This is a genomic window from Geodermatophilus poikilotrophus (assembly GCF_900111455.1).
In the GTDB taxonomy this organism is placed as follows: Bacteria; Actinomycetota; Actinomycetes; order Mycobacteriales; family Geodermatophilaceae; genus Geodermatophilus; species Geodermatophilus poikilotrophus.
This window is the reverse complement of record NZ_FOIE01000005.1, coordinates 76050-90006: the sequence shown is the minus strand read 5'-3', so window position 1 is coordinate 90006 and position 13957 is coordinate 76050. Positions and strand designations below refer to the sequence as shown.

Here is a 13957-nt window from a genome sequence, read left to right as displayed (position 1 = left end):
GTCGTGACGGCCTCGTCACGCTGCGGTGACGGTGGGGCTGCAAAATGGCCTTGCGTAGGCGTTGGGCGTAGCGCTCGCCCTCGAGGCCCGTGCGATCGGAGGAAGTCATGCCCGTAACCGTTGCCGCCAACATCACGAACATCACAGGTCAGCGACTCCTGTTCATCAACTCTGAGTCATCCAGAGATAACAGGTATGTCGAGAACAATACAACGGTCAGTATCGGAGCCTGGGTCCCGTGGTGCACCAGGGAGGAGGACTTCCCGGCTCATCACTTCGAGATCATCAACGAGAGAATGATCAGGTCCTCTGGTACATCTGGCAGCGGAGGGCCGAAGGCGACGATCGTGTCCGGGCCTCGAAGACAGGTTATGTGTACCCAGGAGACGCGATCGAGGGCAGGTCTGAGGTGGGCGGGTCAATCAACCTCTTTGTGCGCCCGGACGGCCTGTCTGCCAGTGAGGCCTAGTGCTCCGTCACTGAGGCCTAGTGCTCCGTCACGGTGCTTCTTGATGTGATCTCGCGGCCAGCGTGACCAATTCTGGTGGCCGCGCACGCGCGAGTAGTGCAGATTCCCGGCGCCGACCGGCGCGACTGCAGCGACGTGCTCGGGACGAGGGAGTGCCGGCCCGGGAGGTCGAGCGCGCACGGATCGTGTTGCTGGCCGCGGATCGGAAGGAAGCCGAGGCGACGAAGGAGGACACCATGCGACTCACAGGCGTACGAGCGCTGATGATCGCGGCGCTCACCACGGCGGGCACTCTGGCGAAGGTGTCGTCCGCCACGGCGACACCTCCGCTGCTGAGTGACAGCGAGGTCGGGGCCCAGGCACGACCCGATCTCGGGTGGGCCAGCCGCACGCCCACTGGCCAGATTCATGTCGCCCAGACGTCCCCTGCCAGCGACGCGAATCCCGGCACGCCGAGTGCTCCGGTACGGACCATCGCGCGCGGGCTGACGTTGGTGCAGCCGGGGCAAGCGGTGGTCGTGCACGCCGGGACGTACCCGGAGCGACTCCGGACCGGCAAGGACGGCACGGCGACGCAGCCAATCTGGATCCAGGGGGCCGCCGGCGAGAGCCGGCCGGTGCTCCTCGGCTCCACGAGCACGGGCACGTCACCCCTCCTGCGGATGAACCGGCCGTACTGGGTTGTGCGTGGTCTGGTCCTCAACGCGGGGGGAGCGGCCGCGAACGCCGTCCGCGTCGAGAACACCTCCTCCGTGCTTGTCGACGATGTCGAGGCGTACGGCGGAACCGCGCCGGTCGGGGTCGCGTTCGTCAACGCCAAGCACTCGGCGGTGCGCAACAGCCGCATCCACAATTTCTCCCGGGGTACCGAGGACAGTCACGGTGTCGGCATCTTCCCCGATTCCAGCGGCATTCTTGTCAGCGGCAACGACTCCTGGGGCAACAGCGGCGATTCGGTTCAGTGCGCCGGCCCGCGGGAGACCGGATTCGGCACCCTCGACCCGACCGATGTCACCATCGAGAACAATCGCTACGGCAACCGGCACAAGAACGGCACGGCCCGCCGGGCCGACCGGGAGAACGCCGTGGACATCAAGAGCTGCCAGCGGGTGACGATCCGTGGCAACAAGATGATGGGCTACCGCAGCGCGCCCTCGTCGCCGCAAGGTACGGCCCTGGTGGTTCACTACCACGCGGACGCGGTGCTGATCGAGAACAACCGCATCTGGGACTCGAACTCGGCGGCATCGCTGGGCTCGGAGATCAACACGGGGCTGGGTTCCGTGGTCTTTCGCCGCAACCTGGTGTTCAACCTGGTGCACAGCGGCAGCAGCAAGGGGGCGTTCGGCGTCCGCGTCGCTCCGGCGCGGGTGGCGGAGATTTACCACAACACGCTGTACGCGATCCCCGTCGACGTCGCCCCGACCTCGGCGAACTACGCGTTGTCCGTCGGCCAGGAAGCTGTGGTCCAGCGGGCGGTCGTGATCAACAACATCGTCGACCTGGCGGGGCGGGGCCTGCGAGTCGGCACGGTCACCGCATTGACGGTCGACCGCAACCTCTTCTACCGGACGGCATCAGATGTGCCGGCCGGATCGCTCACCGGGAACCCGATGTGGCGGCCGGATCCCGTAAACAACGACTTCTACACCCGCGACGCATCGCCGGCTCGCGACGTAGCCCTTCCAACGGGGTCGTCGTACTGCGGGGCCGGACCAGACCTCGGCTTCCTGGAGACGTGCACGCCGGACAGCACGGCGGTCAATCCCGTGACCTGAACCGAGGGGGAGGCGGCCGCCCGCTTAGGTCGATCTGACCCATCGGCTGGACCGGGCGCTGGTGGCCGCGCTGACCCACTCCGGGCCGATGCGCTGAGCCGCACCCCACGACGGTGGGCTCGGACCGCGGGGGCTCATGTCGCTGAAGCCCTGACCCGCGACGCCCACCGCGCCCTTCAACCGGGTGCGGATTCCTCGTGAGAAAACCTCATTGATTCTCGGACTAGCGGCCCCGCGGGCTAGCCTGGGTCGGGTGTCCCAAGCGGCCCACTAACGGACACGCATGCCCTCTCGGAGAAGCGGACGTGAGCCACGAACGGGGGGACCGGCATGGCTCCAGTTGTCGAACTGCTCAAGCAGGGGCTGACCCTTGTACGAGGCGGCTCTCCGGCCGCTTGACCACTTGCTTACTGCGGATGCTTTTTCGGAAGCTTCCTGCGGGGATGCTAGGCCGCCTGAGCTCCAAGTCTAGACAGGAGCCACCAGTCAATAGTGAAATACCAGACGGCGAGATCAAGGTCAGCATCCATAATTATGCCGAACCTACGGTCAGGTGCGAATTTATGGAGCGTTGACGTTTGAACATTGAATCTGTTCGAGAGTACGTCGGAGACCGTAGAGGGCCAATACCCTTGGCCTTGAGTGGACTCTAAGAATCTCAGGACTCTATTCGAGGCATCCCTTGCGGCGCTTTCCTTTTCGAGCTGCATGTAGTCCATTGCCATCTGCGCCACGTGCCGCGCGAGTTGTAGCTCCCAGACTGCAATGGGGGTTAGCTCATGCCCCATGCGGCGTTTGAGCGTCCTGATCAGCACGGACAAGTGCAGTTGGATTTCCCTTGACCTCTCGTACAGTTGAGGTTCTACGACAGTCACCGAGGCCGCAATATTGCTGTCAAGGTCGCCGAAGTGAAGCTGGCACAGGTCTGCGAACTCAGCGAAGCGAGGCCGATGCGCGGCGTAAGTTTCCTTGTCTTGCCGGATTGAAAGCAGGCGCACCGCGTCTACTACGCTGGCAGCCAGTCTTCGGGCGACAATGTCATGAGCAAACCTCCACTCTCGCTGCCGTTGACGGGCCGTGACTCGATCGATAATGAGCACAGCGAGCGCTACTCCCAGCAGAAGCCCGGCGGCTTCGGAGAGCAGATTGGGCCCCATCTGTCCGAATGCGAAGATCAGGGAGAGCGAAACGACTGCCGCGCCAAGCGCCCCAGCGACTACTCCCGTGGTGGTAAGAATGGAACTGGAACGGAGGTCCTTCACTTGAGGGCTCCCTCGGGGGTGAGGATGCTATCGACTCCTGGCTGCGCGCTTGCGTTTTAAATCGTGCCGCCTAGCCTGCCGTCGCCTTGCTCGCGTATACCTTTCACCTCACAGGTCGTGCGAGGTGAAGAAGTCCCCAGGCTCCGCGACGTCCCCAGCTGGTGACCGTCTATCCACCTTCACCGACCAGGGGATGGCCCCCAACGGGGTGGAGCAATGCTTGGCGTGGTCGTTGTGGCCTGACGTCTCCGAAATGTCCCTGAGGCCGCCCTCACGGCGACCTGAGCCGGGTGTCTCATAGCGGCCCACTACGGAGACACCTCGTTGCGTACTTATGGGGCGAACCCTATGCACCCGAGGTCGAGAAGCCCATGATGCCGATGCCCGCCGCACGTAGCTCGCCAATGCAGGGTATCGCAATCGCTACCTAGCGATAGTCGAGCTGTTTGCTACCCGTCAGTGCCTCTAGGACTAATCTAGGCACCGACTCAAGGCCCAGAGACAGCAGGGATTCATGGCGTACTGCATTAGCAGACGAAGCGACGTCTAGGTGCTTCACCCATGCGCCTGGCTGATAGCGCGCGAACATGGAGAGCGCGTATAGGATAAGCCACCACGTTAGGAGCGGGTGAAGTATCTCGCCTCCCCCCACGGCTGGTCGCAAGTATCCACGATCATAACGGTCGTACCTGGGCGCGACTTTCGTCAGTAAGTACTCAAAGCGCTCCCCTGCACTCCCCGACGCTTTTGGCAGTCGCCACTGAAGTCGGATACCAAAGCCGGCTGAGGGGTCATCCATGCCAGGAATACCGCCATCAATGGGGGATTCCCAGCCCGATGCCGTGGGATAGCTCGACAGATACGCGCTGACTGCCGCCACTTGCTCGGTCGATGGGACTGAGCGCATCTCCTCTGGAAGGGCGAAGAGCCAGGCTACTGCCCGATCCGTCATGAGGAAGGTCGCCGCGGGGCCCGGGCGATCCTCGGGATACAGACCCAGGGCCCGGGGATGTTCGACGTCATCGAGCGGTTCGTCACCACCTTCAGGTAAGGAGGCCCAGAGCTCACCCAGGGTTGCCCTGCCTGAGATGCCTGAGACGGCGAGCGCCTCCGCAACTGCCTGGAATGCGCCATTCCCCTTCGGCTCTATAGCAACCTCATGGAGAGCCTTGTCGTAACCGGAGACTCTTAGGCCGTGGTGGGGCTTTCCCCGTCCTTCCAGTCGCGCTGCGAGGATCGCCTGCCCCGCCTGCTCCAATGCATAGAACAGCGCCAATGGCTGCGAAGCTGGGCCCACTGATCTTGCTGCCGCAGCAAGTTCCTCAAACTGTTGTAGGGCCGAGTTGTAGATGCCTCGCCGCTCTGCATCCCCTGCCGCTAGGCCAGGAGGGGATGCTCGTGTGCCCCGGAGCAGCATCAATATCCGCTGCGGATTCATTGCAAGAGCGTCCTGCCCGCGGCAAGCCCGGTCAACCGGTACGTGACCCTACAGCCGCCTTCAGGGGCGGGCGGGCGAAGGTGTCGCCCATGTCCCCGGCCAAAGGACCCAGAATTGACCCGGGATGCTCGGCTGCGTGCGGTGATCGATGAAACTTGGGCTTGGCCTGCGGTTTCATCGTTGGGCGCTGATGCTCGGCGACGACCGATGCTGGCTGAGTTGCGGACTTTCTGCGGACTCTGCGGACTGTGTGCGGACTGGAGATGGCGTGATCCGCGGACCCATCCAAGCCGTCTTGAGGGGCCAGGCAACCGCTCCACAGCCGGCCGAGGGTGCCCGCTGTAGCCGGTCGGCGAAAGAGCGCTGCGCGTCCCTCCGGGATGGGCCTAGGCTCACCCTTCCCCCGGCCCAATGCAGCCGGAACAAGATCGATTATGGGGAGCGGCCAGAGACATGGGAGCGCTCATGGGGTTCGAGCGCTTGAGGAAGCTGACCGCCACCAGAACTAAGGCGACGAGGCCGCGCATCTCCGGTCAAAGCCTAGAGACAAAGGACGGGTCAATTCCATCGATCTGATCTTCGACGGGTCGGTGGGTCGCCGCGACGTCCCGGTAGTTGATGGTGCGCCCCTTCTAGTGAGGTTCTCTCACAGGCCTGGAGGTTTTGCAGGTGGGGGTCCTGGGGCTCGGGCTGCCTTCGCATCACCCGACCTGCTCACGGCGTGAGTCAGGGCGACGGTGGCGTCTCGGGTGATCACGTGGTCCGGGCCGAGCACTCGGCGGCAGCGCCGCAGCGTCTCCTCGCCCAGCGCCCGGGCCGCCTCCACCTCACCCACCGATGCCAGGGCCTCGGTCAAGGCGACGGCCGCCCACAGGCTGTTCCGGTGATCCGGGCCGAGCACCCGGCGGCAGCCCTCCAGGGTGTCCTCGCCCAGCACCCGGGCCGCCGCTCCTTCACCCACCGCCGCCAGAGCGCGAGCCAGGGCGATGGCCACCCACAGGGTGGTCGGGTGGTCCGGGCCGAGCACTCGGCGGCAGCGCCGCAACGTGTCCTCACCCAGGGCCCGGGCGCCTCCGCCCGACCCACCTTCGTCAGGGCGTTCACCAGGGCGGCGGCCGGCCACAGGGTCTTCGGGTGGTCCGGGCCGAACACCCGGCGGCAGCGCTCCAGGGTGTCCTCGCCCAGCACCCGGGCCGCCTCCACCTCATCCGCCGCTGCCAGAGTGAGGGCCAGGTTGGCGGCCGCCGACAGGGTGGTCGGGTGGTCCGGGTCGAGCACCCGGCGGCACCGCTCCAGGGTGTCCTCGCCCAGCGCCCGGGCCGCCTCCGCCTCACCCATCGCGACACGGGTCAGGATCAGGTCGGCGGCCAGCCGCAGGGTGGTCGGGTGGTCCGAGCCGAACACCCGGCGGCAGCCCTCCAGGGTGTCCTCGCCCAGGGCGCGGGCCGCCTCCTCCTCGCCCAGTTTGCCGAGGCCGAGCATCAGGGTGCTCGCGGCGGTGAGGGAATCGGGGTGGTTCCCGACCGGGGCGGTGGCGCGCATGTGCGGAATGAGCCAGGCGTAGGCGGCCCAGCAGGCCCGCTCCTCCGGATCACCTGGGACAGCGGCGGCCAGCAGCGCCATTACCCGCTCGGCGGTGGCCCGCTGCCGGTCGGGGGGTAACTGGTGGCGGATGACGGCCTGCACGAGCCGGTGGACCTGGAAGGCGTCGGGATGGCGGCGGGCCAGCGAGTAGCCGACCAGCGCGCCGATGGTGTCGGCGAGAGCGTCGGGATCGGCGGCGGTGCTGCGGAGCGGTTCGTCGAGCAGCTCCGGGTGGCCGGTGAGCAGGGTCAGCGGGATGGGCTCGGGGGCCAGAAAGGCGGCCAGTTCCACCAGCTGGACCGCGGCCGGATCCTCCCTGCCCAGCCGCTCCAGCGACAGCGCCCAGGCGGTGTCGATCCGACCTCGGTAGCCGACCACCTCGCCGCGGGCCAGCAGGATCGCGCGGCGGGTGCGGAACCGGCGCAGGTAATCGGCGGGTGGCAGGTCGGTCTGCTCCAGGTAGCCGGCGGCCTGGGCGGCGGCCAGTGGCAGGTCACCCAGCTCGGCGGCGAGCTTGTCGGCCAGCTCCTCGTCCAGCTCCGGGATCCGGGCCCGCAGCAGCGCGATCGTCTCCGCGCGGACCAGCACGTCGACCTCCAGCCGGCCACCCAGCGCTCCCCAGCCGGGGAACCGCGAGGTGACCAGCACGTGCCCGGCTCCACCGGGCCGGAAACCGGCGATGTCCTGGGGGTGGTCGGCGTTGTCGAAGACCAGCAGCCAGCGGTCGCGGCCGCGCAGCTCGGCCAGCAGCCGCTCGACGGTGTCGGCCACCGTCGGCCCGGGCGGGAGGCCGAGTCGGGCGGCGAGCGCGGCGAGCTGCTCGGGGATGAGTGTCGGCTGCTCGGCGTCGAGCCACCAGACCAGGTCGTAGTCAGCGGCGAACCGGTGCGCGTACTCGATCACCAGCTGGGTCTTGCCCACCCCACCCAGCCCGTAGAGGGCCTGCACCACCAGCGTGCCCTGGCCGGCGCGCAGCCGCCGCCGGAGCTCGGCCAGCATGCCGTCCCGGCCGGTGAACCGCGGATTGCGCGGCGGCATCCGCCACACCTCCGGCAGGCGGCCCGCGAACCCCGGTCGGTCGCCCGGCGCAGCATCCCCACGGGGGAATGGGGGTGGGCCGGTCGGGCGGAGCCCGGCCAGCCGCGCCCGGAGCCGGGCCGTCGCCGCCGCCTCGTCCAGACCGATGAGGTCCAGGTGGATCAGCGGCGCGTACAACGCCGGCAGGGTCACCGGCTCGACCAGCACCGGCACGATCCGCCCCGCCGCCTGCTGGGCGAAGGCCGCGCGCAGCTCGGCACCGCCGCATCCGGAGGCGAAGTAGGCCTCGGTGCACACCGCCAGCAGCCGGTCGGCCCGCTCGAGGGCCGCCTGCATGCGCGCCACGAAGTCCTCGCCCGGCGCCCAGTCCCATACGTCCAGCTCGACGGAGTAACCGGCCTCCTGCAGGTGTCAGCCCAGCCACTCCGCCCACGCGGTGTCCCGGCCGGGGTGACTGACGAAGAAGTCAGTGCCCCGACTGCTCACGCTTCAGCTCTACACCCATCACCCGCCGTGGCGGTACCCGGCGCCAGCGGACAGCGGAGCCGCCTTTCAGTCCGGACACTGTCGCCACGAGCGCACGAAGCTTACCCCTGCTCATGCCCAACAGAATTCACCGAGGAAGTCAGGTGGTCTGGCTGAAGACGCCACTCCCCCTACCGGAAGACTCCGTGTCCGTGCGGCAACCGAGTCTGGGGCCGAGTGTTGGCACCCGCCGTAGGCTTGAGCGCGGTATCGCGGACATGATTTCTGCCCAGTTCGTTGACCTGCCGGAATCGGTGGTAGGTCGGCTCTGAGCTGCACTTAGAGCTCGTCTCACGTGGCGAGCTTCTTGTAGCAGGTGAGCGCGGCAGCCAGGGTGAGGAATGCGGTGAATAACCGGGCAGATCGCTCGTACCGCAGGGTCAGCCAGCGGTAGCCGGTCAGCCAGGCGAAGGAGCGCTCGACAACCCAGCGGTGCCGGCCCAGCTGGGTGGAGGTTTCCACGCCGCGACGGGCGATCCGCGGGGTGATCCGGCGCCGGCGCAGCCAGGCCCGCAGGTGCGGATAGTCGTAGCCCTTATCGGCGTGCAGCTTGGCCGGTCGTCGTCGGCGCGGGCCGCGGCGCGAGCGGACGGCCGGAATGGCCTGCACCAGCGGAATGAGCGCGAGGCTGTCGTGGGTGTTGGCCGCCGAGGTCGCCACCGCCAGCGGCAGGCCGGCCGCGTCGGTGAGCACGTGCAGCTTGGCGCCGGGCTTGCCGCGGTCGACCGGGGTCGGGCCGGTCAGCGGGCCCCCTTTTTCGCCCGCACGCTGGCCGCATCGACCACCGCGCGGGACCAGTCGATCGCCGCCTGTTCCCCGAGCCGAACCAGCACCGCCCGGTGCAGCCGGCGCCACAGCCCGGCCTCGGTCCAAACCACGCACCGCCGGTGCGCGGTGGCCTTGGACACGGCGAAGTCCGCCGGCAGATGGCGCCAGGCGCAGCCAGTGGTCAGCACGTAGACGATCGCGGTGAACACCGCCCGGTCATTGACATACCGGGTGCCGCCACCCTGCGGGCGCTCGCGCTGAGCCGGCAGCAGCGGCTCGACGATCTTCCACAGCCCGTCGGGCACCAGCGTCTGACCCATCCGTTCTCCCACGAGCGGGGGCAACGTTGGCCAGGTCGGCGCTCATCCACGTGAGACAAGCTCTCATTAGCGCGGAGTGTCGTTGAGCGACGACGGCCCTTGGTGGTCGTCCTGCGGACTATCTGCGGACTCAGTGCGGACGATGCAGCGAGCCCAGCTCCGCGCGCCGATCTGAGTACGCGGTTGGCCTGACCTCGACAGCGGGGACAGCGGGACTCACCATCGGCTCAGCCACGAGCAGCGAAATGGCCGGCCCTACGCCGTAGTGCGTGTCGAGCCCGTGGAGAGCCGCACCAGCGGCTCGTTGGTCTCTTTGCTGTGCGCCGCCGGTCGGATTTGATCCATCCCTGCGGGCAGGCTTTCTCATGGCGTAGGGACCTCAGCGCCGACGGGGCGAAGGAGCTCGATCGGCCCTGACCTCCGCGCCGCCTTGGTTGCTCGCCACGGTCGTTGGCGTACAACCCTGAAGGGCCCGCTCGAGCAGGCTGCAGAAACGGTGGAGGGCAGCGGGCGTGGCTTGGCGTCCTGTCGCTAGCTCATGTGACGCTGCTGTACCGCCCGACGACGCAGCAGGCGTGGTCGTGGGCTTGGGCGGCACGATGGCGTCCGCCGTGGTGACCTTGCCCAGGACTGCCGGGGCCGACCGTTGACTCGTTCCCGCTCAAGACGCCCGGGCCTACTCGCTCTCCATCGTGTCCTTGGGTCTCGCCACGAGTATCCCCGCCGTCTGGCGTCCGAATCACTGTCCAGCCGGTCCGTGTTGGGCGAGGATCACCGCGCGGCTCTCGACCGTGACCGCACCGCACCACAGGGGAGCAGGCATGGGGGAGCCAGTCTTCGTTATTCACGGGGTGGCCAACCATGATCGCGAGGCTTTTGAGGCCACCGTCGATCGTTTGAGCGTCGCCGCAGGGAGCCGGTGGCAGCTGCTACCGATCTTCTGGGGAGACTTGGGTGCGGATGATCGCTGGGTTCATCTCACTGTTCCCGCTCGAACCGAGGTCGCGGACGAGGTCCGAGGGGACAGCGTTGAGGAGGCTCTGCCAGATGTACTCGTCGCCGATCTGCTAGCCGGGTGGCCACTTTCCGGGGTCTCAGCGGCTGAGGAGTTGCGTCAGTCCGATTCCAACCTTGATGCGGTACTCGTAGGCGTACGAGAGCGGCTAAGGGATGACGAGGAGCTCCGGGACTCCGGATCCGACGGCGCTCTTGTGGCGGAAGTCTCTGCGGCGGTGGCGGCCGAGTGGAGCGATCTGCGCTGGCTACCGGCCGTCCAGCAGGAGGAGCTTCTCCGAGAAGTCGGTGCAGCAGTCGCGGACGCCGCCGCTGATGCGGCTGCGGTATCCCCTCCGTCCGAAGAATTGCGTGGCCTGAACGTCGCTGCGTTCGTGCGGCGCCGCTTGCGCGACTTCGACTCAGTGGTCGGCGCCGCCATCGAAGCCGCCGCGGGCAGACTCAACACCCACATGAGGTCTTCCGCGGCGCCCGGTGTCGCCCGGTTCCTGGGAGACGTCCTGGTCTACCAGCGGCACCGGGCAGCGATCCACGCGCGGGTTCGCGAGACGGTGGAGAAGCACGGTTCGGGCCTTGGTAGCCGTGACCGACCTGTGCGCGTCCTGGGTCACAGCCTCGGCGGCGTCATCACGCTCGACCTTGCCACCGGGCACAATCCGTTGTGGGTGTCGAGCCTGCTCACCTTCGGCTCCCAGTTTAGCTTCTTTCACGCTGTCGATCCGCGCGGAGGCCTTATCTCGCCGCTCACCGATGGGCTGCCGGCGATCCTCCCGCCCTCGGTCGCGGCATGGACCAATCTGTGGGAGCCGCTCGATCTACTGGCTTTCTGTGCCGCTCCGGTCTTTCGACTCCACGACGGCTCCACACCGCGGGACGTACGCGTGCCGCATCTTGCGTCGGCGGGCCTGTGGACGCATTCGGCGTACTGGCACCTCGAGGCGCTAAGAGTCGCCATGGAGGCCACTTTCGGGTCACCAGGGGACTCGCTGACCGAATTGAGGTAAATGGAGTGAACGCCCTCCAGCGTCAGATTGGCGCCCTGCGGGAGGCAGGCGCGGCGACGGAGCTTTCGGCCCTTGGTCTCGAACTCCTGCACGCGGAGCACTTTCCTGAGGCGGAAATGGCCTTCCTAGCCGCGCGCGATCTCGGAGAGATGTCGGCTCTCACCAACCTCGCCGTCACCCTGGACAGGATGAATCGCACTGAAGAAGCGGAAGCGGCCTACCGCGAGGCCATCGAAGCTGGTCATGACGAGGGCCTCGTTCAACTGGCGGATATGCTGCTGTTCGAGTCATCGCGCACCTCGGAAGTCGAGGCGATGCTGCGGCTCGCCGTCACCCGTGAGGCCGTGGGTGCCTGGTATGTGCTTGGGAAGTTGCTCGCTCGGCGACTTGGCCGTCATACCGAGGCGGAGGATGCGCTGCGCCGGGAGCGCAACTCCGAGATAAGGCCGCTAGCGCAGTACGAACTCGGCTGTCTCCTCGTGAGCCAGCCAGGTCGGGAGGAGGATGCTGCAACCGCTCTCCGGGCAAGCGGGACAGCAGCCGCAGACGGGGTCCTGGGCAGGCTCCTTCTCGGGCTGCCCGGTAGGGAAAGTGACGCAGTGGCGGCGTTGCGCCGAGCCGCGGAAGGAGGAGTAGCCCACGGATGGAACAACTTGACGGTTGTTCTCGCCCAATTCGGCCGGCTAGCCGAGGCCGATGCCGCGTATCGCGACGGGATTGCCGCTGGCGAGTGGGACCTTGTCGCCCACTACGGTGATTTTCTCCAAGTCCACGGTCGGGTTGCGGAAGCCGAGGAGGTGTTGCGCAGGGGCTTGGAGAAGGACGCGCGGTGTGCCTTCATACTGGGAGTGATACTTGTTAACCAGCCTGGCCGGGCCGACGAAGGACGCAGACTGTTACGCCTAGCAGCTGGCTCGGGGGTCGCCGAGGCCGGTGCCTATCTCGCGCGCGCCGGCCGCTAGGACCCTCCAGAGGTTGCGCCGCTCGCACGCGCAGCCGGATTTCCGTAGACCGAATAGGCAAGCCACGTCGGGTCACCGGATTCGTGTGCGATCGCTCGGCGCGCCGCAAGCGATGCCGCTCCCAGCGAAGGGCGGACGTCCGAACAGAGTTGCCGGTAGAATTCCTCGGCGAAGCGCCGTGCGGTGTTCGACCGGACAGCCCACAGCGTACCCACGAACGCACCCGCCCCAGCTCGCATAAATTGGCTTGCCCACCCCAGCAGACCCGTTAGCCCCTGTATCTCTCCGGCGGTGCGGCAGGCATTTAAGAAGACCAGCGGGGCGCGCTCGCGAAGCGCTGCGCGCTGGACTAGGACCGACAGATCGTCGGGCGTGTATTGACCGTCCTCGAAGGCGATGCTGGAACCGACGCCGGGTGCGAACGCGTTGTGACATGCGAAATGCAGCAAATCAAGCTGCGCACTGCTAACGGCCTCGTCGAGCATTGCAAGCCGGCTCAGGACGGGACCGTCAGCTGCGCCGAGCATTGAGCGGACAGTCCGCACCTCCTCCATCGCGTTGGCGGGTGACCCATGGGGGACGACGAAGGCGCTTCGCTCGAGGTTCAGCACTCGGGCGCGCCCCTGGCCGTAGACACGGCGGACTACCGGGAACTGCTCCGCCAGAAACCCGTTTTCGGCGCTGCCGTCTACTGGGTACAGCAGCTCCCACGGAATCACGTCTAGGTCGCTCGCCACGGTGAAGGCGGAGATGCCTGAGGCCTCCGACCAGAATTGTTGCCGGATGGGTTCCGGCAGCAGTTGCCCCCAAAGCATTGCCCCGTAGCTCTTCAGCTTGTTCAGGGCTATCCGGCCGTTGGCCGTGGCCGCGATGCGTGCCATGCCTCGTAGCTCATCCGCCAGGCGGCCCGCGGTGATGTGTGGGTCCCCGACCATGGGAATGGTCTCGAAGGCCGTGAGGGTGCTCCCGAGGAACTGAAACTGATACTGGCCGCCCGATTGACGAATCTGGAGAGTCACCTCGCCAGGCTCGGTGGCCGCCAACGGCATGTGGCTGCGGACCTCGTGGGCCCTCGTCGATGCCACAGATGCCACAACCAGCACTTCAGCCGCGAGCTCCCCGAGAAACGTTCCATCCAGGAAGGCGCTAACGCGGATGATCTGCAGTCCGGGCTTCATCGTCCGGAACATGAACAGCACTGCGTCCGAGTCCCCGGTGGCCGGAACGAGGAGCTCCTGGGCTGTGTCACCTTCAGGCTGCAATCCGCCGCAGCTCACGGTCACAACGATCCGCCGCCCTTCCGGTGGGACCTCCCCTAGCCCGGTGAGTCGACCCGGAGCGGCGGGGTCGGGGGTAACGACCACGCGCACAAGCAGCGGGATCTGCTGTCCCAGCGCCGCTTGTTGAGGAACCTCCGCAGCAAGTGCCCTTTCCGGCGGATCTCGAGGCGCTTCGACCGGCGGTTGGGGAAGGTCGACCTGTCCCGTAGCCACTGCCTCGGCGACACGGGCCAACCTGTCGCGCACTGCAGCAGGAGGTGGCTCTTCCAGGGCGTTCAGATGCTGCCCGTTTTCGCCCGCCTGGGTCGGCACCACGGCGCCACCCCCAGACCGCACTGCGCCGAGCTCTTCTAGTTGGGCGAGCGCCGGACGCAGAAGGGCCACATCATCGGCCCGCAGCGCCCCCAGGATCCTGTCCAGTAAGGCGGCCACCTGCACCCACCCAGAGTGATCGAGGACTAGTCGCGGCAAAATACGGATGGCCATTCTTGTCCTCGCGCGGTACCGAGCGTCGA

Annotated in this window: 8 protein-coding genes and 1 pseudogene; 3 read left to right on the top strand and 6 right to left on the bottom strand. The window is 67.0% G+C overall.

The genetic code is table 11. The annotated features are described in order from the left end of the window. Positions 1–621: 621 nt before the first annotated feature. Positions 622–2247 carry a right-handed parallel beta-helix repeat-containing protein gene (locus BMW27_RS12405; RefSeq protein WP_091444513.1) on the top strand — a complete coding sequence of 542 codons (1626 nt, stop codon included), beginning with the start codon at positions 622–624 and terminating at the stop codon, positions 2245–2247. Between the two features lie 446 nt (positions 2248–2693). Here the strand turns inward: BMW27_RS12405 and BMW27_RS12400 are convergent, their stop codons facing one another. The 5 genes and pseudogenes from BMW27_RS12400 to BMW27_RS12390 form a co-directional block, all read right to left on the bottom strand. Further along, positions 2694–3509 carry a hypothetical protein gene (locus BMW27_RS12400; protein ID WP_091444510.1) on the bottom strand — a complete coding sequence of 272 codons (816 nt, stop codon included), beginning with the start codon at positions 3507–3509 and terminating at the stop codon, positions 2694–2696. A gap of 427 nt (positions 3510–3936) precedes the next feature. Then, positions 3937–4926: a YaaC family protein gene (locus BMW27_RS24605; protein WP_425431668.1), complete on the bottom strand. Its 990-nt coding sequence runs from the start codon at positions 4924–4926 to the stop codon at positions 3937–3939. 667 nt (positions 4927–5593) lie between these two features. After that, positions 5594–6070, bottom strand: a complete 477-nt coding sequence (locus BMW27_RS24050; RefSeq protein ID WP_281244757.1) for a tetratricopeptide repeat protein — start codon at positions 6068–6070, stop codon at positions 5594–5596. Positions 6071–6168: 98 nt separating this feature from the next. Then, a pseudogene (gene fxsT, locus BMW27_RS12395) lies at positions 6169–7950 on the bottom strand (FxSxx-COOH system tetratricopeptide repeat protein); the annotation flags it as partial. 435 nt (positions 7951–8385) lie between these two features. Next, positions 8386–9182, bottom strand: a protein-coding gene (locus BMW27_RS12390) for an IS5 family transposase (RefSeq protein WP_091444508.1) whose coding sequence is annotated in 2 segments (ribosomal slippage) — positions 8386–8852 and positions 8852–9182 — 798 coding nt in all. Because the reading frame shifts where the segments join, the coding sequence is not laid out codon by codon here. Positions 9183–10003: 821 nt separating this feature from the next. On the opposite strand from BMW27_RS12390, the gene BMW27_RS23410 reads away from it, so the two are divergent. Further along, positions 10004–11200, top strand: a complete 1197-nt coding sequence (locus BMW27_RS23410) for a hypothetical protein (protein ID WP_175486496.1) — start codon at positions 10004–10006, stop codon at positions 11198–11200. A 5-nt stretch (positions 11201–11205) separates the two neighbouring features. Beyond that, the gene (locus tag BMW27_RS12385; protein ID WP_175486495.1) at positions 11206–12162 is read left to right on the top strand and encodes a tetratricopeptide repeat protein; all 957 of its coding nucleotides are present in this window, start codon (positions 11206–11208) and stop codon (positions 12160–12162) included. Here the strand turns inward: BMW27_RS12385 and BMW27_RS12380 are convergent. Then, positions 12159–13928 (bottom strand): CATRA system-associated protein, encoded by a 1770-nt coding sequence (locus BMW27_RS12380; protein ID WP_342707448.1) that lies wholly within the window; start codon positions 13926–13928, stop codon positions 12159–12161. The two genes, BMW27_RS12385 and BMW27_RS12380, sit on opposite strands and share 4 nt — an antisense overlap. Between the last annotated feature and the right edge of the window lie 29 nt (positions 13929–13957).